The sequence below is a fragment of the Paenibacillus sp. SRL342 genome (assembly GCF_984798905.1).
On record NZ_OZ481790.1, the window covers coordinates 2,946,861 to 2,971,637 of the forward strand.

The window sequence follows — 24,777 nt, forward strand, 5'->3', positions numbered from 1 at the left end:
CGAACGGTTCAATTTTTGATCCAAACTCTTGCCGAAGTTATTGGACTGCCCGAGTCTCGCGTTCGAGCGAATGCACCTCTGGAGCAGTATGGAATCGATTCAATCCTGATCATGCAGATGACAAACAAACTGGAAAGTTTATTTGGACCACTGCCCAAAACATTATTTTTTGAATACCAGACGATCGGGGATTTGAGCAGTTACTTTCTACAGGAGCAAGGCGAAAAACTGGACAGGTTGCTAAGGGAGGGAGATCCCGACACAACTTCAGATGCAGCATCCATACCTTTGGAAGCCAAGCATGTCAAAGTACAGCAGACCTTAGTGCAATCTGTCTTATCCATCCCTGGAGAGACCAGATCGCCCTATCTAACTTTTGGACAGACTCAAACGAATGCACCACGGATGAATGAATCACAGACTAATGTCTCCAGACAGGACACACCTGTCGATACGCAGCAGGATATCGCCATTATTGGTGTGGCGGGAAGGTACCCGGGAGCACGGAACATCCATGAGTTTTGGGAGAATCTGCGCAGTGGAACGGACAGCATTACCGAGATTCCATCTGAACGCTGGGATCAGGAGCAGGTATATGATTCAGAGCCGGGCACACCGGGCAAGACCTATGGACGCTGGGGCGGATTTCTGGACGGTGTGGACGAATTCGATCCGTTGTTCTTCCAGATTTCTCCTCGGGAAGCTGAGATGATGGATCCGCAGGAACGATTGTTCATGCAGTGTGTGTACGAGACGATTGAGGATGCGGGGTATACGCGGGAGCGTTTGGCTACCGACATCGTGGGTGTGTACGTGGGCGTGATGTACGAAGAATACCAACTGTACGGGGCCGAGTCCTCAATTGCGCTCTCCGGTAATCCGGCGTCCATCGCCAACCGAGTGTCGTATTTCTGTGATTTCCGCGGACCGAGTCTGGCGGTGGATACGATGTGTTCATCTTCGCTGACTTCCATTCATCTGGCGTGCCAGAGTTTAAGACAGAATGAGTGTCAGGTTGCGGTCGCAGGCGGGGTGAATGTGTCGGTCCACCCGAACAAATATATCATGTTGTCTCAAGGACGATTCCTGTCCAGCAAAGGTCGCTGTGAGAGCTTTGGTGAAGGGGGCGACGGGTATGTGCCGGGGGAAGGCGTGGGCGCGGTCCTGTTAAAACCGCTTGCACGAGCCGTTGCAGACGGGGACCGGATTTACGGCGTGATCAAAGGGTCGGCCTTGAATCACGGTGGAAAAACAAACGGATATACCGTGCCGAATCCCAACGCCCAGGCGGACGTCATCGGCCGGGCCTTGCGTGAGGCGGGCGTTGACCCGCGGACGATCAGTTATGTGGAAGCCCATGGCACGGGTACGTCGCTCGGTGATCCCATCGAGATTGCGGGGCTGAGTAAAGCTTTTCAGCAAGATCCGTCGGAAGAGGCCTACTGTGCGATTGGTTCAGCGAAATCCAATATAGGACATGCAGAGAGCGCAGCAGGCATCGCGGGAGTCACCAAGGTGCTGCTGCAATTACAGCATGGAGAGCTGGCGCCGTCCCTGCATGTGCAGCAGACCAACCCGCATATTGACTTTAGCCAAACCCCATTCACGGTCCAGCGGGAGTTAGACGTTTGGGAACGTCCGAGAGTGGGCGGTCAGATTGTGCCGCGACGGGCGGGGATTTCCTCGTTTGGTGCAGGTGGAGCGAATGCTCATCTCATTTTGGAGGAATACCGGGAACCCGACCTGACGCGTGAAAAGATGAATGAGCAAAACGAGCAAAATGAAGTGCCAGGGATGATCGTGCTGTCAGCGAAGAACGAGGAACGGCTGGTCGTGCAGGCCCGTCAGTTGCGAGATGCACTCCGTACCGGGCAGAGCAGCTGGAAAGTGAGGGAGATCGCCTATACACTGCAAACCGGACGTGAAGCAATGGAGGCACGGCTGGGTGTGCTGGCGCAAACGATGGAGGAGCTGCTTGCCAAGCTGGACAGCTATGTGGAACAGGTGGGTCAGAGGGAACCAGCAGGCAAAGGAAGCTTGTACTATCAGGGGCATGTGAAGCAAGGGCAGGAGCATCCGGGTTGGTTAACCGATGAAGAAGACATGAAAGAGAATGTGAAACGCTGGCTGTCCCAGGGTCGTTATGAGCATGTACTGGACGCGTGGACACGAGGGGCAGTGATTCAGTGGATGGAGCTATACGGGGACAACAGACAGCAGCACCCGCGCCCAGTCAGTCTGCCGGCGTATCCGTTTGCAGCTGAACGTTACTGGGTACCTGAACCCCTTGTCTCAAGAGAACAGAGGAGCAAAGTAATACAACATACAAGCGTACCTATTTTACATCCGCTCGTACATTGCAATACATCCAGCTTTGGTTTGCAACGATATGCCAGTACGTTTACGGGCGAGGAAACGATTTTGGCCCATCATCAGGTCCATGGAGAGAAATGGCTTCCGGGTACAGCCTATCTGGAAATGGCCAGAGCGGCGGTTCAGCAAGCTGTTGGACTTTTCGATGATTCGTTGCAGGTACGGTGTATTCAGAAAGTCACATGGATGACACCTCTACAGGTGGATCAGCCGGTTGATGTTCTCATCGAACTTAAACAGCAGAATGATGGAATCGTAGGTTTTGAGATCTATAGCTTCACTCATGGATCTGAGCAACTCAAACGAACACATTGCAAGGGTTCCGTTCTGCTGGGGGGAATACAGGCATCCGTTCAACCAAACGGAAACAAACCTTGGCTGGTTGAGAAGGCAGAACGTGTCCTAGCAGGTAAGGAGTGTTATTCCTTGTTTGACGGATTGGGTCTATCCTACGGGTCCGCCTTTCAGGGACTTACACAGCTGTTCATCCAGGATCATCAGGTTTGGGCACAGTTGCGGTTGTCTCCGGCAGTCGGACATACAGAGCAATATGTAATGAATCCATATTTGCTTGATGCGGCGTTCCAGGCCTCCATGGGTCTTTTGCTGAAGCAACATGTGGAGGGGGGCCGAAGTCCTGATTCAGTGCCACTGCCGTTTACACTAGATCAGTTGGAACTCCTGTATCCTTGCACAGAAGAGATGTGGGTGCGTGTCCAACAGATGGATCACTCTTCTGGGGCACAGGGGCTGATCAAGTTTCAGATTGAGATGTATAGTCCGGACGGAAAGTTATGCATTCGGATGACAGAATTGGCATGTAAAGCTCCCACAGCGGATAAGCTTCTTTTATTTCAAAATCCGTTGACGACCGGGGGGATACCTCCTGTTGGACATGTTCTGATGACACCCATATGGAGTGTATTTACGCCGGAGGAGATAGCGCTTCCGCTATCCGTTGGTAACAAGGTGCTCATCATTAGTGACAACGATACAAGTCATAAGCAAGCTCTGAAACTATATCCGGGCGCAATGCATATGTTGCCCCATAACAGCGTACTTGGTTGGAAGGACAGCCTGTCGGAGTTTGCCATTCTGGATCACATTATATGGCACGCTCCTTCCCCCGGTAATGTTTGCATGGCAGATGATTCGATTGTTGAGGGACAGGAGCAGGGGGTTCTTCAGCTGTTCAGAATGATCAAGAGTCTACTAGAGCTTGGATACGGTAATCGAAGCTTGAGATTGACCCTCATTACGACAAATGCGATCCCATCCTCTCCAATGGATGAAATTAATCCTACCCATGCAAGCATTCATGGTTTTGCGGGCTCTTTGGCCAAAGAATACTCCCGGTGGAGCATAAAACTGCTCGATCTGGAGCATGAGGTTGAATGGGCGGAGACCCAAATGCAAGAACTACCTTGGAATGGGCAAGGAAACGCCTATCTGTATAGGGATAACGAGTGGTTACGCCAGGAGTTGATCCCGGTAAATGTGCACAATGAACATGCAATTAAGGATGCTTATCGCCAAGAGGGAGTATATGTGGTCATTGGTGGGGCAGGTGGCATTGGACAGGTGTGGAGCGAATACATGATCCGGCAGTACAATGCACGTATTATCTGGATCGGGCGCAGGGAACCTGATTCAAGCATTCAACGTTGTATAGAACGTTTGGAGTCCCTGGGCAGTGCTCCCGAGTACATTGTGGCAGATGCGACAAATGCAGATTCCCTCCAGAAGGCCTATGAACAGATCAAGCGAAGACATCCCCTTATTCATGGTGTAATTCATTCTGCGATTGTATTGCAGGATCAGAGTATCGCCAATATGGAGGAGGATCGTTTTCAAGCTGTCTTATCTGCAAAAGTCGCTGTAAGTGCACGCATGGCTCAGGTATTTGGACAGGATGACCTCGATTTCATGCTGTTTTTCTCATCCTTTAATTCGTTTACCAGGTCTCCTGGGCAAAGCAATTATGCGGCTGGCTGCACCTTCAAGGATGCGTTTGCTCATCAGCTTGCAATGGAGCGTTCCTATGATGTCAAAGTCATCAATTGGGGTTATTGGGGAAGTGTGGGAAGTGTAGCCTCGGAAGAATACAACACCCTTATGAGCAATGCCGGTATCGGTTCTATTGAAGTAGCTGAAGCGATGAAAGCACTGGAAATCCTTTTGACAGGATCACTGGATCAACTGGGGCTTGTCAGAACGACCAGACCTCTTTTTATGCAAGAGCTGAACTTGAACAAAGTTGCATCCCTGAATGGTTAACAGAACGATGTGTTGACAGGGTGCATGAACCGTTTTGCACGGTACGGGAGAGCAGCAGAACATAAATGTTTCCAATGAATGGGCATCTGCCACCACAGGGAGGTTAAAACAATGGATGATCAGGTGTATATTCCGATTACAAAACATATTCCCGAGGGACTTCGCAGTGAGACAGATCAGTTACACGGGTGGCTTGTCGCATTATTGTCAGCGGAATTAAAGGCAATGGGGTTAGTTGAAAAAAGCTATTCCAACACCAGGGAATGGTTAGAGAAAAACGGGATACCCGTTTTGTTTCATCGCTGGATGGAAGAGACACTTGCTGTGTTAGCCAAAGAAGAGGGGAATGGCGCTGAGGGCGGGCAAACCGCTACTACCTTCGAGAATGTGTGGCAGAAATGGGATGAAGTTAAACAGCAATGGCTGCAAAAGGGCCACCTTCGATCCCAGGTCCTTTTGGCAGAAACGGCATTAAAACACCTGCCTGATATTCTTCGGGGATACAAGCAGGCAACGGATGTTCTTTTCCCCAATTCAAGCATGACACTTGTCGAAGGCATATACCAAAACAATCCCATCGCCGACTATTTCAATGAGGTTATGGGATCGCAACTTATAACAATTATTGAAGAAAAAATAAAAAAGAATGCAACCATTCGGTTGAGAATCATTGAATTTGGCGCGGGTACTGGCGGAACCAGTACCCCTGTGCTTGATAAGCTCAGACCGTATGAGCAGTACATTGAGGAATATTGTTATACGGATATCTCTTCCTCTTTTCTATTGCAGGCAGAGCAGCGCTATGGAAATGAACACCCATATTTAACTTATAGAAAAATAGATGTGACCAAACAACTGCAGAATCAATCCATTAATGAAGCTGTCTATGATATAGCAATCGCGGCCAATGTGCTGCATGCTACACCCAATATCCGTCAAACCCTCGGACATATCAAGGCAGCGATCAAAAAACAGGGGTATTTGCTCCTGAACGAGATAACCGATAATACACTTTTTGCCCATATTACGTTTGGTTTGTTGGAGGGCTGGTGGTTATACGAAGATGAGGCACTGCGTATTCCGGGCTGCCCAGGACTTACACCTAATACATGGAAAAAGGTGCTCGCCAAAGAGGGGTTCAGAAATGTTCGTTTTCCGGCATTAAATGCTGAAGAGTGGGGACAACAAATCGTTGTATCTCAAAGTGACGGCATCATTATACATGAAATAAAACAGAGTCCTGTATCTCATCCTGTACTGACACAAACCAGAGCGATTCCTGACGTGGAATGGAGACCCAATTCATCCCCGGTTATGGAGACTGGAAACATTCAACCTACAGCAGATATTCCTGACCACCTGATCCGGGATCATATTATTACGGTCATCCGGGACAGCATAGAAACTTCACTTAAGATGAGTCAGAACCGGATCGATAATCATCAAAGTTTCTCTGAATATGGCGTCGATTCGATTGTTGCCGTCAATCTGGTCAATCTTATTAACGAGCAATGTGGAATAGTGATGCAGACTACAGTGCTGTTCGATCATAACACGGTCCATGCCTTAAGCAAGCACATGCTGGAGCAATATCGACAAGAAATTGTGGCGTACATGCTGCCTGACCCGGCTACATCTCCACAGAGGAAAGACGAACAAGCCATCATTTTGGACATGAGCAACGATAATCGTAAGGCTGATAAGCCTGCTGTGCATAGGAATGAGGATCGGTTGCCAGTTCGGGATGAGAGGAGTAATCCTAATGCGACTTGGACAAGCACAATGGTTAATAACGAAAAGCTGGGATCCATTTCGGAAGGTTCATATTATCGATTGCTGTTGGAGAAACCTGGAGAATCCGATGAACTTAAACTGATTCAGGATCAATCGCGTTCACTCCAGTCAAACGAAGTGCAAATTGCTGTACATGCTTTTTCACTTAATTTTGGAGACCTGTTATGTGTAAGAGGACTGTATCCAACCATGCCCGCATATCCGTTTACCCCTGGCTTCGAAGTCAGCGGGGTCGTTGTTCAAACAGGTTCCGAGGTTACAGACCTTCGAAGTGGTGAAGAAGTGGTGGCCATGATGGGTGAGCAGATGGGTGGTCATGCCAATATGGTGATCTGTCCGGCAGCTCATGTAGTAACCAAACCGAAAAAGTTAACATTTGAAGAAGCCTGCTCACTGCCGGCCGTCACTATGACCATGCTTGATGTGTTCCACAAAGCCAAACCACAGCCAGGTGAAAAAATATTGATTCAGACGGCGGCCGGAGGGACAGGTCTTATTGCCGTACAGCTGGCGCAGCATTATGGTCTGGAAATCTATGCCACAGCGGGTTCAGATGTAAAACTGAACTATCTGCAACAACAGGGTGTGCACCATACCATTCAGTATGTGGAGCAAGATTTTGCCGAGGAGATCCACCGTCTTACGAACGGGCAAGGTGTAGATATTGTTATCAATACTTTATCGGGTGATGCGATTCAAAAGGGGATGGCTTGTCTTGCTCCCGGTGGCAGATATATTGAAATTGCTATGACTGCCCTCAAATCAGCCAAAAATATTGATTTATCCTTGTTATCAAACAATCAGGCATTTTATTCGGTAGATTTGCGACGCATGGCCTTCCGTGATCCTTCTATAATTCGAACCTATATGAAGGAAATGGCGATCCTAATTGACCAGAACATCGTTCGTCCAACGATATATGCCACTTATCCTTTTCAGCAAGTGAAAGAAGCATATAAGGCTATGGGAAACCGCAGTAATATCGGCAAAATTGTGGTACATATCCCTGAAGAACAACGTTTTAAGCCATATTCTGCTAAGCCATGGGAGCAAAACGTTGTGGTAGAAGAGGCCATAATGAATCAAGAAACACCGTCAGTCAGGGAGGAAATAGCGATTATTGGAATCAGTGGCCGATTTGCACAAAGTCGCAATCCTGAGGAGTTATGGCAACATTTGCAAGCCGGGAATGATCTGATTGGAGAGGTAAAACGTTGGGATCTGGACGCTTATTACGCGGATCAGCAGTCTTATTGTCGACATGGCAGCTTTATAGAGGATTTTGATCGTTTCGATCCTCTGTTTTTTAATATATCCGGCGTGGAAGCCACCTATATGGACCCGCAGCAGCGCATTTTTTTGGAGGAGTCCTGGAAGGCGCTTGAAGATAGCGGTTATGCTGGCAAAAAGGCCGAGGGCCTTCAATGTGGTGTCTATGTAGGCTGCAGCGGCATGGATTATCAAAGCATATTTGGACATGAGGGCCCTCCGCAGGCTTTCTGGGGGAACGCCAATTCTATTGTGCCTGCTCGCATAGCCTATTACCTGAATCTGCACGGTCCGGCCATTACAGTGGATACAGCCTGTTCCAGTTCATTGGTGGCCATTCATCTGGCATGTCAAGGATTATGGTCAGGCGAGACGAATATGGCTCTTGCCGGAGGCGTATTCATCCAGTCCACCCCTGGATTCTACATTGCCTCCAATCGAGCGGGAATGCTGTCTCCAACAGGACGGTGTCATACCTTTGATGAAGCAGCAGATGGTTTTGTTCCAGGAGAAGGCGCAGGGGTTGTTATCCTGAAAAGGCTTAGCGAGGCGCTGGATGACGGTGACCAGATTTACGGAGTCATTCGAGGGAGCGGAATAAACCAGGATGGGTCCACCAATGGAATTACGGCTCCCAGTGCGAAATCCCAGGAACGGCTTGAGCAGAACGTATATGAGACTTTTAATATTAATCCTGAACACATCCAGCTGGTCGAGGCTCATGGGACAGGGACCAGGCTGGGAGACCCGATTGAGTTCAATGCATTGGCGAAGGCGTTTAGAAAACATACGGACGAAAAGCAGTTCTGTGCGATCGGCTCGGTAAAAAGCAATATCGGTCATACGGCCACGGCAGCTGGAGTAGCGGGTTTGTTTAAAATTATGCTGGGGATGCGTCATCAAAAAATAGCCCCCTCCATTCATTTTCATCAAGCCAACAGCCAGATTGCCTTAAATGACAGCCCGTTCTATATCCCTACAGCCACGATGGAATGGAAAGCCGGGTCAAGTGGCAGAAGATGTGCTGCAATCAGTTCATTTGGTTTCAGTGGTACGAATGCACATATGGTCATTGAGGAGGGACCTCTGCAATCCAGAGCGTCAGAGCCGATGCCGGGATATTTGATTGCACTTTCAGCCCGTACCGCCGAACAATTGCGTCAGCAGGTTGAACAACTCACCGCCTACGGAAGACAATTGCCGGAACAGGATTGCGGTAACTTGAGCTACACGCTGTTATTGGGACGCAAACATATGGATTTCCGCCTCGCCTGTGTGACCCGAAGTCTGAATGAAGCGATGACTATACTTCAACGCTGGTTGGATAAGGGAAGTGCACCACAGGTTCGGGTTTCACAAGGAACACCGGACACTTCACATGAGCACTCCTCATTACAACGATATGGGAATGAATGTTTGCGGAGTTGTCAGAAGACGACACATGCAAGCGAATATTTAGAACATCTGGGTACTGCAGCGGATCTGTATATCCAGGGATATGAACTTGATTATGATCTGTTGTTTGAGCAGGGTCACTATTGGACCATATCCTTACCCACCTATCCATTTGCCAGAGAGCGGTATTGGGTGGAGCACGAAGAAATGAATTGCTCACCATTAATAGAAAAACCAACAATAGTTAAACCATCAAATGAGAGCATATTACTGCACTCCATGCTGCACCACAACCGTTCGGATCTGCTGCGGGGCCAGTGGTACAGTAGTCAGTTCAATGGCAATGAGCCTTTCCTAAGCGATCATGTTGTACAGGGGCACAAGCTGCTTCCAGCTGTTGTTCAGCTGGAGATGGCCCGGGCAGCAGCGGCGCATGCAGCAAATTGGCCTCCGCTCACACACAGTCTGCTGCTGCGGCATGTAATGTGGAGCAGGCCGCTCGTTGTTGGAGAGGAGCCTCTGGAGGTCCATCTCGTGCTTGAGGCCGAGGCAGATGAGAGCTTGTCCTATAAAATATCGGCCGCGTCATCAATTGAGTCCAGCGAAGGGGTGTATAGTCAAGGGCGTGTAAGTGTGGGAAGACCTCTCGCAGAAGCCGTGCAAACCTTGGATTTGCAGGCTGTGCGCAGCCGGTGTACAGAGGGACAGGCCGGTGGAGCAGTTTGTTATGAAGCATTCCGAAAACTGGGTCTGGAGTACGGTCCGTCCCATCAGACCATTGCCGAATTGCAATGGGGGGCAAACGAGGCCTTGGCGCAGTTGCGTCTGCCACAAGCGCTCTTCGAAGGGCAAGCGGACACTGTGCTGCATCCCGGTATGGTGGATGGGGCCTTGCAAGCATCCATCGCCCTGCTGGCCGGAGATCAGATCGCGGAAGTGCTGAGATCCACTACTCAGGAGGGGGCAGTAAGCTTGGAGAGCACGGCCCTTGCGAGCACAACAGAACGACATGGGAACCCGCCCGCTTCCGCTCCGCTGCCTTTTGCGCTGGAGGAGGCGGAAGTGATATCCCCTTGCCAGGCGCACATGTGGGCGGTGGTGCGTGTTCGCCCCGAGTCTGCGGCATCTTCCGCTGCGGAGGCTAGCGTCCGTAAACTGGATCTGGAGCTGTGCGATTCGGAGGGACAGGTTTGCATTCGACTGCGGGGCGTGACCTCGCGTGTACCCGAAAGCCGGGGAGGTGTGCTGCTGGTGCAGCCCAAGTGGCAGGAGCTGCCGAAGCGCTCCCTACCGGCTGAAGCTGTGGGGGTTGAACCCGCGGTGCTGCTGTGTGATTGGGCCCCGCAAGACTTCGCGGCTGCGGATGTGTCCTGGAAGCAGATGGTGTTAACGGGGGCGTTGGAGGCGCGGTACGGACAGGCTGTTCAGGCCATTCTGCACCATGTGCAGCAGCAGCTTGCGATGCAGCGAAGCCACCGGATGGCTGTGCAGGTCGTCGTGGCGGGAGATGAACAAGGAAGACGCTTCGCCGGCCTGAGCGGGCTGCTGCGGACGGTGCGACTGGAGCATCCGGGCTGTCTGGCACAGCTTGTCGAAGTCCGGCCAGAGACATCGGCCGCCATATTGACCGAGCAGTTGCACCAGTGTGCGCTCCATGCGGAGGAGAGCCACCTGCGTTGGGAAGCGGGTGAGCTGAAGCGAGCGGGCTGGCAGGCGGTTGACGTGGACAGAGATGAGAACGTGGACACGAATGAGATGACGAATGGGAATGCAGAGACAGAGATGAGGACAAAGCGGAAGACCAGTGTCCCACGGTTGTCCCCTTGGAGAGACGGAGGCGTGTACGTCATTACAGGCGGAGCCGGTGGCCTGGGACGGATCTGGGCCCGGGAGATTTCAGCCCAAACGGAAGGCAGTACGCTTATATTGACTGGTCGATCCCCGGCGATGCCAGAGGAGGTACAGCGAGAGATGGCGCAGCTTCCTGCCCGGGTGCTTTATGAAGCAATGGACGTTACCGATCGGGAGGCGGTCCACGGACTGTTCGGGCGTATCCGTCAGCAGTATGGCCGGGTGAACGGGGTGCTGCATTGTGCCGGAGAAATCCGGGACAGTCTAATACGATACAAAACGGAATCCGAATGGCAGGCCGTGCTGGCCCCGAAAGTAAACGGTATACGGAATCTGGAAGAAGCGATCGGGACCGAAGCGCTGGATGTGCTGTTGCTGTTCTCCTCGGGTGCAGCGGTGACGGGGAATGCAGGGCAGGGTGATTATGCCGCCGCCAATGGGTATATGGATGCGTATGCGGTGAACCGAAATGCGCGGATGAAACGCGGGGAGTGTCAAGGGCGAACCTTATCCATCAACTGGCCGTTGTGGGAAGAAGGCGGGATGCAGCTGGAGGAAGAGGGGAAGCAGCGTCTGTGGAAACAGCATGGACTGAGACCGCTGGGAACCGCGTCGGGAGTAAAGGCGTTGTATCAGGCCTGGGCGAGTGGAGGCAGCCAGGTATTGGTGGCGGAAGGCAAGCTGTCGGTGCTGCGAAGAAGCCTGCTGGAGCCGGTAGATTCGGGGTTAACTGAATCGATCGAGCCAGCAAACACAGACGCAGAACCAGACGCAGATAGGCAAGCGCCTTCGCCGGAATCGTTATCCATCAAGCTTGGAGTCCCACTGGCGGGAGGCATGACCCAACAGGAAGCTGTATCTGTGCTCACGTTGGAAGTGGCCGCTTTGTTGAACGTAGGGGAGCAGGACGTGGACCCGGACATGGACTGGAGTGAATATGGTTTGGACCCGGTGCAATGGAGTGAACTTTCCCGCAGACTGCTAACTCGGCATGGATGGGATATTTCTGCAGAGACACTCTTGGAACACTTGAACATGAGTCAAACTGTCCAGCAAGTTACCGGTCAGATCCACTTGATGGGGAAGGAGCGAATGGACCTGCATAAAAAAGAAGAGAACCTTGGCCTTGTTCATAAGAATGATGCTGATTTGCGAGTGAAAACAGTTCAATTTCTGCAAGAGCGTTTAGCCCGTGTCATCGGTCTTCCGAAATCAAGGATTGACGTAGATACTGCAATGGATCGATACGGGATAGATTCGTTACTTATTATGCAAATGACCACTAATTTGGAAGAACAGTTTGGCCTCTTGCCCAAAACACTTTTTTTCGAGTATCAGACCCTTCGTGCTCTGAGCGAATATTTTCTTGAGCACCATCATGAACCATTGCGACTCATTTTAGGGGAAGAACTTCCTGAGGAATCCGATGGTATATCTCGTGCTTCGGTTGCTGTACAGAATCCGGGGATAGAGGACGTTAAATCCAAGGGCATTTTACGCCAAAAGAGGACGTTAAAGAATCAACAAGCTACTAATCCAGAGTCGAAGAACGTTGATTCATTGAAATCTTTGAATCCAATTGAATCATCGAATCGGGTTCAAGAGGATGAGGAGAAGCAGGATATTGCCATTATTGGTGTGGCGGGAAGGTACCCGGGAGCGCGGAACATCCATGAGTTTTGGGAGAATCTGCGCAGTGGAACGGACAGTATTACCGAGATTCCATCTGAACGCTGGGACCAGGAGAAGGTATATGATTCAGCGCCGGGCACACCGGGCAAGACCTATGGACGCTGGGGCGGATTTCTGGACGGTGTGGACGAATTCGATCCGTTGTTCTTCCAGATTTCTCCTCGGGAAGCTGAGATGATGGATCCGCAGGAACGATTGTTCATGCAGTGTGTGTACGAGACGATTGAGGATGCGGGGTATACGCGGGAGCGTTTGGCTACCGACATCGTGGGTGTGTACGTGGGCGTGATGTACGAAGAATACCAACTGTACGGGGCCGAGTCCTCAATTGCGCTCTCCGGTAATCCGGCGTCCATCGCCAACCGAGTGTCGTATTTCTGTAATTTCCGCGGACCGAGTCTGGCGGTGGATACGATGTGTTCATCTTCGCTGACTTCCATTCATCTGGCGTGCCAGAGTTTAAGACAGAATGAGTGTCAGGTTGCGGTCGCAGGCGGGGTGAATGTGTCGGTCCACCCGAACAAATATATCATGTTGTCTCAAGGACGATTCCTGTCCAGCAAAGGTCGCTGTGAGAGCTTTGGTGAAGGGGGCGACGGGTATGTGCCGGGGGAAGGCGTGGGCGCGGTCCTGTTAAAATCGCTTGCACGAGCCGTTGCAGACGGGGACCGGATTTACGGCGTGATCAAAGGGTCGGCCTTGAATCACGGTGGAAAAACAAACGGATATACCGTGCCGAATCCCAACGCCCAGGCGGACGTCATCGGCCGGGCCTTGCGTGAGGCGGGCGTTGACCCGCGGACGATCAGTTATGTGGAAGCCCATGGCACGGGTACGTCGCTCGGTGATCCCATCGAGATTGCGGGGCTGAGTAAAGCTTTTCAGCAAGATCCGTCGGAAGAGGCCTACTGTGCGATTGGTTCAGCGAAATCCAATATCGGACATGCAGAGAGCGCAGCAGGCATCGCGGGAGTCACCAAGGTGCTGCTGCAATTACAGCATGGAGAGCTGGCGCCGTCCCTGCATGTGCAGCAGACCAACCCGCATATTGACTTTAGTCAAACCCCATTCACGGTCCAGCGGGAGTTAGACGTTTGGGAACGTCCGAGAGTGGACGGTCAGATCGTACCGCGACGGGCGGGGATTTCCTCGTTTGGTGCAGGTGGAGCGAATGCTCATCTCATTTTGGAGGAATACCGGGAACCCGACCTGACGCGTGAAAAGATGAATGAGCAAAACGAGCAAAATGAAGTGCTAGGGATGATCGTGCTGTCAGCGAAGAACGAGGAACGGCTGGTCGTGCAGGCCCGTCAGCTGCGAGATGCACTCCGTACCGGGCAGAGCAGCTGGAAAGTGAGGGAGATCGCCTATACACTGCAAACCGGACGTGAAGCAATGGAGGTACGGCTGGGTGTGCTGGCGCAAACGATGGAGGAGCTGCTTGCCAAGCTGGACAGCTATGTGGAACAGGTGGGACAGGCGGAACCAGCAGGCAAAGGAAACTTGTACTATCAGGGGCATGTGAAGCAAGGGCAGGAGCATGCGGGTTGGTTAACCGATGAGGAAGACATGAAAGAGAATGTGAAACGCTGGCTGTCCCAAGGTCGTTATGAGCATGTACTGGACGCGTGGACACGAGGGGCAGTGATTCAGTGGATGGAGCTATACGGGGACAACAGACAGCAGCACCCGCGCCCAGTCAGTCTGCCGGCGTATCCGTTTGCACGAAATCGCTACTGGGCTCCAAAGAAAACCGAGTTGGTATCGTCCAGCGCGGTTGGTACGAACGGATCAGCCATGCTCCATCCACTTTTGCATAGCAATACTTCGGATCTTCAAGAGCAACGGTACACTTCACTCTTTACAATGGACTCGCCTATGCTTATGGATATCAATAAAGAGCAAACAACAAAATTATTGCCCGACTTGCTTCATCTGGAAATCGCCTATGCAGCTCTGGATTTGGCCATACCTGATGATCATGATTCAGCAGAATCAGCATTATCGATCCAATTGCAGGATGTGATATGGGACAACCCTATTTATGTGTCTGATCAGCCACTTCCGTTACACATCTCATTGCAATCCGAATCACATTTAACAGTGGGATACGTCATATATGGTGAAAATGTAGGGGGATTTCAACCCGTATATAGTAGCGGAATGGCCAAAAAGGTGGCTTCAGAGTTCACAGGATCAGATGCTCTGGAAATTGATTCTATCGATATGCTCTACACCGCTGAGCTGGATTCGTCAATCACTGCTTTTGCGAACCATGCTTCAAAGTCAGCCTTGTCCTCATCTCCTTATGCGGTAGAACGTATATATGTGGGGGAAGACCATATTCTGATCAAGTTTGAAGATGCAACGGATGTGTTATCTATACCACCAGTGTACAAACTGCCAGTAGATGCAATTCACCTTGCCGTTTATGGGGGGCTAGGCTGGACAGAAATTGAAAATGAAGCAAAGCAGCAGTTGGATATTTCTGCTTCAAGTCCTGTTTACATTCAATCCCTTCAAAGACTTGATGCAGTAGGCGCATCAAATATTTCTTGGGCGAGAGTAGACAGAAGAGAGCGAATGAATGGGGCGTCAGGACTTGAAGTGTTGGACATTCGTTTGTATTCATCAGAAGGACGCGCAGTGTTGAAGATTCAGGGATTAGAAGCAGGCTTTACAGCCATGTCGCAGGGGACAGAAAACGACGGAATAGCGGTACATTCGAATGCTGCAACTACAAGTGCAGGTGCATTTGTACTTGAATCTTCATTCGGTGAATCCGAGAAAGAAACTGTGATCCTCTCCAAAGAAGCTTCATCTGCTTCCATGGCTTCTCGCCGGAGACCGGAGCTCTTGGGCCTAACAACGTCTGAGTGTGTAAGGTGGGAGTTAAAGGAACTGGCAGGCCAAACGTTGAAAATTCCAAGGGAACTGATTGATGGCAATGAAAATCTTGCCGAATATGGATTTGATTCCATTAGCCTGACTGAATATGCAACGGTTCTTAATCAGCATTTTGGAATGGACCTGGCACCATCCATATTTTTCGATCACACCACACTTCATGAATTGGCTCATTATCTGGAGCGAGAATTCGAGCAGACCATCACGGATCAATATGCAGATCACGACATTCAAACGGGAGAAAAACATACAGAGCAAGCCGCACCGTTAAAAAGCAAAGTGGCACAGCATCGTTCCAAAGCCCGAAAGCCTAACGCCCAGAGACAAGCATCTGGCAAGTACTGGCGTTTGGGAGATACACGGCGAATGCAAGCGGCCGATGAACCTGTTGCCATTATTGGTATCAGCGGACGATTTCCCGAAGCGCGCAATGTAGATGAGATGTGGTCGATTCTCGTAAATGGACAAACGGCTGTTAAGACCGTTCCCTCGGATCGATTCACCAGCAGTAAAAAGGATGCTACTTGGAAATGCGGTCTTGTGCCAGGGATACGAGAGTTTGATCCCCGCTTCTTCGAAATCTCTCCACGCGAGGCCGAGAGCATGGACCCACGTCAGCGATTGCTATTGCAAGAATCCTGGAGAGCGCTTGAGGATGCCGCTTATGGCAAAAAACAACTTTCCTCCGGTCGGGTCGGCATGTTTGTAGGAGTGGAGAATAATGAATATTTGCAGTTTGTTGGCCTGGATGGACCGCTTACGTCCAATCACAATGCCATTCTGGCCGCCCGGTTGGCGTATCTGTTGGACCTGAATGGCCCGAATATGGCGATCAATACGGCTTGTTCTTCGGGTCTGGCGGCTGTTCATCAAGCTTGTGCCAGCCTGCGGGCGGGAGAGTGCGACACAGCTCTTGCGGCAGGAGTAAGCCTGCTGCTCACTGAGCAGGGGTTCGAAGCGATGTCCCAAGCAGGCATGTTGTCTGAGGACGGTCGCTGTTATGCGTTCGACCAGCGTGCTAATGGCATGGTGCCGGGAGAAGCGATCGCGGTTGTTGTATTAAAGACCTTATCTCAGGCTGAGGCGGATGGAGACTCGATCTACGGGGTCATTCGGGGCAGTGGCATGAACTATGATGGCAAAACGAATGGAATCACCGCGCCGAGTGGTGTGGCACAGACGGCGTTAATGAATGAGGTATATGCCCGGTATGGCATTCCGGCGGAGAACATGCAGTACATTGTGACCCACGGGACGGGAACACGCCTCGGAGACCCGGTCGAAATCAAGGCTTTGCAGGAAGCCTATAAAGGACGGAATATGGCGCCAGGTTCCTGTGCGTTAACGTCGGTAAAAACGAATTTGGGTCATACCCTCGCTGCATCCGGTGTGGTGAGCCTGATTAGTCTGGTACAGGCGATGCGTTATGAGACGATCCCGGCAAGTCTGCACTGTGAGGAAGAGAGTGAATATATCCAGTGGTCGGAGGGGCCGTTTTATGTAAACAAAAGCAAACGGCCTTGGCCACGAACGGAGCAGGGCAGGTTGGGCGCGGTAAGTGCTTTTGGCATGAGTGGAACCAACGTGCATGTCGTGGTGGAAAGTTATGAAGGCAACGGGCAAAAACAAATGGCTGGAAATACAGCGCCTTATTATTTGCTGGCACTGTCCGCCAAAACGGAAGAGGCACTACATCGCAAGGTGGAGGACATGATCGCCGTGCTGGAACGGGAAGAGGAGCCGGATCTGGCGGCAATCAGTTACACGCTCCTGGAGGGACGACAGCATTTCCGTCACCGTTGTGCGGTGGTTGTACAGTCCCGGGCGGATGCTGTGCATGTCTGGAAACAGTTCGGTACGAAAGAAAATAACGGGAAGATGTTTCGCGGGACAGTGGGCCGGGAGTTCACTGAACAGCGCATTGTTCGGGAACACGGTCATGAGCTTTTGCATCAACTTCAGCATGGAACTCAAGCGATCGCAACCGGGGCATACCGTGACATTCTTCATGTGCTGGCGGATTTATACTGTCAGGGTTACGCATTGGATTGGATGAATATGTACGGTGAGTCTGTTCCTGAACGCATTCATTTGCCTTCATATCCGTTTGCCCAGGAAGAATACTGGGTGACCCAGTCATCACCTGAAGCAAGCCGGTTGAACGAGCAGCTTCTGACAGCAAAGCTCCACCCGCTTGTACACCGGAATACGTCAACGCTGCGCGATCAGCGTTATAGCTCTGTTTTTGCACGGGAAGATCCGTTGTTACATGACCCTATGGAATCGGGTTACCAATGTTTGCCAGATTCAGCCCACTTGGAGATGGCCCGGGCTGCTGCGCAATATGCGTTAAAGGGAGCGGGCGAGATGAACCAGGCCCCGGTCCGGATGAAGCTGACCGAGCATCAATGGGTCAATCCGGTTGTGGTGACAGAGCAGGCGCTGGAAGTTCATTTGGCCATTATTCCAGAATCAGATCAATCTTTAATCTATGAAATATTCAGTGAACGAGCTGACGGTGATGAAGAGTTGTGGAGCAGGGGCCGTATTGAATATGAATCACAGGAATTCGTGAGTCCGCCTATGGACATGCAGTCCATCACTGAAAGATGCACACATTTGGAGACTGCAAAACTTTCTTCAGAACTTAAAGGATCATCCATTGTTTGTTGTTATACCGGCGAAAATGAAGTGTTAATAAAGCTTTCAGCTGAAATTAATGCTCAGGATCGGACTTTGTTATATACTCCAAAGTTACTGACTGAAGCTGTATCACTGGCAGCAAACATCTTTGAGACAAGATCAGTAAAGGCAGCAGATTATCTTAACAAGGCCATGCCAGCAAAAGAGGCCGGCGAGTCGAGTGTACATGAAGTGCTGAGTGAAGAACAAAAACATACTTGGCTCTCTATGGAATCCATGGAGTTTACGGCAGATCACTTGCAGCATCCGCTGTGGATGTGGATCAGGGAGTTGGATTCCGGGCTGGATGTTACTTTCTGTGATGAGAAAGAACAGGTAGTTGCACACATGGCGGGATTACAGGTCCAAAAGAATTTGATGACAAAAGATATGCCGGAGGACATGGAAATAAAGGAGATAGAACGTGAGGTCGCTGATGGTAGCCTTCTAATGGCTTTTGAGGAAATCTGGGAAGAATCGGAGCCAGAACTTTATCATGAAGAGAACCCACAGACCATATTATGTGTACTTTCCCGTCAGGAGAATCAGGAGAGGTTCATTTCACTGATGAAACATCACAATCCTGAGATCCAGCTGGTCTTCATCGATCCGGGAATGTGGGAAAAAGAGACGGATCTTGATCATCATGCGAAGTACAGGGAAGCGCTTCAGGAGATCAGCCAGCAATATGGGAATGTGGATACGCTACTACATTTGTCGGCACTAGAGGAGCCACTACTGCTGCAAGACACGAAGCCAATTTTACTTTTGCTTCAGGCATTGGCAGCAGAGAAGATCAAGCCTGGCCGAATTCTGCTCGCCGGGGAATATAGAACAGGAATCGAACGTTGTTACCTAGATGCATGGATTGGTTTTGAGCGTTCACTTGGGCTTGTTATGCCCCATACGAAATTACAAGTGATCAGCAGCGATAAACCATCCAGTAACGAAGTGAACTGGAAAAGGTGGAGTGAACGGCTGTGGCAAGAATTAAGGTCGAACCAGCGGTGTAGCGTGCGGTATGAGAATGATCTGCGCAAAGTAAGCCGTATCAGACCAATCCCGCCTGCCGAGCATTATAAACAGGGGACAGAATACGTGTTGCCAGGAAAGACATATTTGATAACGGGCGGATTGGGAGGAATTGGCCTCGCTTTTGCCAGAGCATGGGCTCCGCTGGGAGTAAATCTGGTGTTGATGGGCCGATCTTCTCTGGATTCCGTGAAGCAGCATAGGCTCGATGAATTGATCGAGGCGGGAAGTCAGGCTATGTATGTTCAGGCTGATGTTGCCGTACTGGAACAAGTCGAAGAAGCGGTGCGGGCTGTCAAAAGCAAATTTGGCACTATTCACGGACTGATCCACGCCGCCGGGATTGAAAGTCGGGTAAGTGTGCTGGATAAATCAGCAGCTGATTTTGAACGTGTGCTTGCTCCCAAAATTCGTGGAACATTGGCATTGGACAAAGCACTGGGTAACGAATCGCTGGAGTTCCGCAGTTATTTCTCTTCTTCATCGGCTATTTTGGGTGACTTCGGCTCCTGTGATTATGCTGTGGCGAATCGATTCCAGATGGCCTATGCTCAAGAACAGCATCGCACGGGTCCTATACACACGGTATCTATCAACTGGCCGCTTTGGAGAGAGGGCGGAATGGGCACAGGCGAAAAGAATGCTTCGGCTATGTATCTCAAAACCAGCGGTCAACGTTTTCTGGAAAAAGACGAAGGGGTGGCATTATTTCCAAAAATTCTAAATGAACCTTACGCTCACCAACTCGTTATGGCGGGGAAACCGGAACGCATACATCGTTTTCTGGGTGTTGAATTCACACCTGAGGAGCCGGCCAGCACATCTCATACTTCGTATGAGGTCGGGAATCCAGTCTTGAATGAGGCGGCGCCTGCGTTAGGGCTGCGTGTAGAGTTGCGTGGCAAAACGGTGGCTGAATGCGCGCAGTGGGAGCTTGGAGAAATAGCAAGCGAGCTGTTAAAGATACCTCATGAAGAATTGGACCCTCAAGCCAATCTCGCAGAGTTTGGATTTGATTCCATCAGCTTGACTGAGTATGCAGGACGGTTGAGCCGTCATTACGGAGCAGAATTGACACCATCCATTTTCTTTGGACATTCCACATTGAAAGGATTGGCTGAATATCTGGAAAATGAACATCGGGATGTTCTAGTAGGCATGTACGAGGAAAGGAAGGCCGTGACCGACATGAAATCCAATGTCGCGGACCGAGGTTACCGATCCGGACGTTCCGGAAGATGGGCTGGCGGCAAATCCTTCCCTGCATCCGATCTTCGTCCAACTGCACGTAATCTGGATAAAATGGATCAATTCATGGAACCTGTTGCCATTATTGGTATTAGCGGACGGTTCCCCGAAGCACGAGATGTGGACGAGATGTGGTCCATGATCAGTCAGGGTCAGGAAGCGATAAGAATGGCACCGGAGGACCGGTTTTCCACCCACAATGGGCGTGAACCTTGGAAATGCGGTCTTGTACCAGGAGTACGGGAGTTTGATCCACGCTTCTTCGAAATTTCTCCGCGTGAAGCCGAGAGCATGGACCCGCGTCAGCGATTGCTATTGCAGGAATCCTGGAGAGCGCTTGAAGATGCCGCTTATGGGAAAAGACAGCTTTCCTCCGGCCGGGTAGGTATGTTTGTCGGGGTGGAGAATAACGAGTATTTGCAAGTTGTCGGTCTGGACGGGCCGCTTACATCCAACCACAATGCCATTCTGGCTGCCAGATTAGCCTATCTGCTGGACCTGAATGGTCCCAACATGGCGATTAATACGGCTTGTTCTTCGGGGTTGGCGGCTGTTCATCAAGCTTGTGCCAGCCTGCGAGCCGGAGAGTGCGACACGGCTCTTGCGGCAGGGGTGAGCCTGCTGCTTACCGAGCAGGGACTCGAAGCGATGTCCCAGGCGGGCATGCTGTCTGAGAATGGGCGCTGTTATGCGTTTGACCAGCGTGCCAATGGCATGGTTCCGGGAGAAGCGATAGCGGTTGTTGTATTAAAGACCTTATCTCAGGCTGAGGCGGATGGAGACTCGATCTACGGGGTCATTCGGGGCAGTGGCATGAACTATGATGGCAAAACGAATGGAATCACCGCGCCGAGTGGTGTGGCACAGACAGCACTAATGAATGAGGTGTATACACGGTACGGCATTCGGGCAGAGAACATGCAGTACATTGTGACCCACGGGACGGGAACACGTTTGGGAGACCCAGTTGAAATCAATGCTTTGCAGGAAGCCTACAAATCAAGAAATATGGAGCCAGGCTCCTGTGCGCTGACGTCGGTAAAAACGAATTTGGGTCATACCCTCGCCGCTTCGGGAGTGGTGAGCCTGATTAGCCTGGTACAGGCGATGCGTCATGAGACGATCCCGGCAAGTCTGCACTGTGAAGAGGAAAGTGAATATATCCGGTGGTCGGAGGGGCCGTTTTATGTGAACAAAAGCAATCGGCCTTGGCCACGAACAGAGCAGGCGAGACTGGGAGCGGTAAGTGCCTTTGGCATGAGCGGAACCAACGTGCATGTCGTGGTGGAAAGTTATGAAGGCAGCGGACAAAAACGAACGGCTGGTTATGCGTCACCTTATTATTTGCTGGCACTGTCGGCCAAAACGGAAGCAGCACTACAACGCAAGGTAGAGGACATGATCGCTGTACTGGAACGGGAAGAGATGCCGGATCTGACGGCAATGAGCTACACTCTGCTGGAGGGACGACAGCATTTCCGACACCGTTGTGCGGTGGTTGTGCAGTCCAAGGAAGATGCCGTATACATGTTGAAACAGCGGGGGCAATCCAAGTCAGGGGTTTTGTTTGAGGGCGTGGTGCCAAGAAGGTTTACTGGACAAAAGCTGTTACAGGAACATGGGGATGAATGGATTATCAAAAGCACCGAAAGAAGTTTGTCCTCGGAGAAACAGAGGGATATACTCCATGTGCTGGCTGATCTGTATGCCCAGGGCTATGATCTGAACTGGGGACAGATGTATGGCGATGTACCACCATCACGCATCAGCCTGCCAACGTATCCTTTTGCCCGAGAGGAATATTGGATGGCGTCAAAGGAAAGAGAGCAAGAGGAAGAGCAGCCATCGCGGGAGCGCTCATGGGCTTCTCTTCACCCCCTGGTGCAACAAAATACGTCTGATTTCACTGAACAAAGGTTCAGCTCGGTCTTCAATGGAAGAGAATTTTTCCTTAAGGATCATATTATTCATGGAATCTCCGTACTTCCCGGGGTGGCCCAATTGGAAATGGCTCGGGCTGCATTGCAGCTTACCGTTGCCGGCACAAGACCTGTTTTTCTGCAAAATGTGGTGTGGATCAGTCCCGTAGTCATGGATGGAGATGCAGCAATCCCTAACAGCATTCAGGTAGAAATCGGATTACATCCTGTCACAGAAAATCCTCAACGTATAAGTTATGAGATATACCGGCAAGACCAGCAGGTTGAGGGGAAACGTCATGTATACAGTCAAGGACAGCTGGGATGGAATGAAGAAGCTGAATCCCCTCCAATTCATGACCTGAACGAACTCATGGCTGCATGCAGCCGATCGACCTGGACGGGTGCAGATTGTTACAACGCATTTAGGCAAGCCGGTATCCAGTACGGACCTGCATTTGAGGGAATACAGCAATTGTTCATCGGTGAAAGGGAAGTTTTGGCCCAACTGAAGCTGCCTGAGCATTTGTTGCCGGAAATGAACTCATATGTCCTTCATCCCTGTATATTGGACTCCGCGTTGCAGGCCTCTATTGGCATGATGCTGGAGCATCCTGAAGTGGATGGGAAAAAGGCGGGACATGGTTCAGGTGGACCACAGCCTTCGGTTCCTTTTGCGTTAAAGAAAGTTCGGATCTATAAAGCTTGTGCTCAAGACATGTGGACATGGGTGCGCTACAGCTCCGATTCCAGTTCGGATGGGAAAGGAATGACGTTTGATATTGATTTGTTTGATCAAGAAGGAAGTGTCTGTGTTCGTTTAATTGGCTTTTCCTCTAGACAGCTTCCCGATCCAGAATCCACAGCGCCAGGTGCTGACACAACCGCTCGGTCTGAAATGCTGCTGTTAAAGCCGTATTGGCGGGAGATGGAGGTGGAAGGAGCCGGTCGGAGCTGGAAGACTCCAGACGCTGAGCATATCGTTATTTTATGTGGTGCACTCGCTTGCAGGTTGAGTGAGATGCAGCTTGAATTTCCGTCAGCATCGTTTATACCGATTGGGTTGGATCAGGGAATGGCCACAGCCGAAAAGTGGTTTGAGGATGGTGCCTTGCAGGTGTTTGGTAAACTTCAAACGATACTGTCCAGTGAATCGAATAAACCGCGAATTATACAGGCCGTTGTGCCTAATGATGGAGAGCAGCGTTTGTATGCTGCGCTGTCGGGTATGTTGCAAAGTATTAAACTCGAATATCCGGCTGTTGCGGGACAGTTGATTGAAATGGACGAACAGTTGGATAACGCAGATATTTTACAGCTATTGAAGTTGGACGTTTGCGAGCCTAAAGATAACTGGATTCGTTATACGGGTCGTCGACGGGAATTGGCAGACTGGCAAGAGATTGAACCGTCCACTGTTCTTGAAAAACGGTTTTGGCGTGATCATGGTGTTTACCTCATTACAGGTGGTATGGGAGGGCTTGGACTTGTATTTGCGCAAGAGATCGCCACACAAGCCAAGCATCCAACACTTGTTCTCGTGGGCAGATCACCGATGGACGGTCTGATGGAACAATCCCTTGAAGTATTGCGAGAGCAGGGAGCACGGGTGGACTATTTGCAGGTTGATGTAACGGATGGTGAAGCCGTGGAGAACCTTGTTGGTAGCATCAAACAAGTCTATGGCGCTATCCACGGCGTTATTCATGGAGCAGGATTAATCAGAGACAGTTTGTTTCTTGCCAAGACAGAGGAAGAATGGCGTCAGGTTATGAAACCCAAAGTGGCGGGCACTATACACCTGGATCGTTCTACACATAAGGAAGCATTGGATTTCTTCATTCTGTTCTCCTCTGGAACTGCCGTGCTCGGCAATATGGGGCAGAGTGATTACGCTACAGCCAATGCATTCATGGACCTATTCGCAACATACCGGGAAACGATGGTGAGTCAGGGCAAACGAAGCGGCAGGACACTGTCCTTAAACTGGCCACTATGGGAAAATGGCGGCATGAAGGTGGACTCATCTGTCAAACAAATGATGTGGCGGCAAATGGGAATGAGACCCCTGCATTCGAATCAGGGAATTGAGGCATTAACCCTTGCACTATCATCCACTTCTTCCAGAGTGATGGTCATGGCAGGGAACCCTGAACGAATTCGGGGCAAGATCAGAACTGTAAAATCACAAACACTAGGTATTTCCTCCCCAATGTATACAGCTTCTCCCAAAGGGGATAAGCCCAGGGACGACCGCTATTCGGAACTGGTTAATCGTGTTCTGGACGGGGAACTAACGGAGTCACAATTTGTTGAAGCGTTCATGAAGGAATAGGAG

General features: G+C 50.7%; 2 protein-coding genes (1 of these 2 cut by a window edge). Both read left to right on the plus strand.

What is annotated here, in order from left to right; translation table 11 throughout:
* On the plus strand, window positions 1–4,650 hold the end of the coding sequence (locus AC4E8D_RS13450) for an SDR family NAD(P)-dependent oxidoreductase (protein ID WP_339308079.1). It extends 5,358 nt beyond the left edge of the window; only the last 4,650 of its 10,008 coding nucleotides appear in the window; its start codon lies beyond the left edge, outside the window; it ends in the stop codon at window positions 4,648–4,650.
* Window positions 4,651–4,761: 111 nt separating this feature from the next.
* On the plus strand, window positions 4,762–24,774 hold the full coding sequence (locus AC4E8D_RS13455; protein WP_490206319.1) for an SDR family NAD(P)-dependent oxidoreductase: 20,013 nt from the start codon (window positions 4,762–4,764) through the stop codon (window positions 24,772–24,774).
* Window positions 24,775–24,777: the final 3 nt, after the last annotated feature.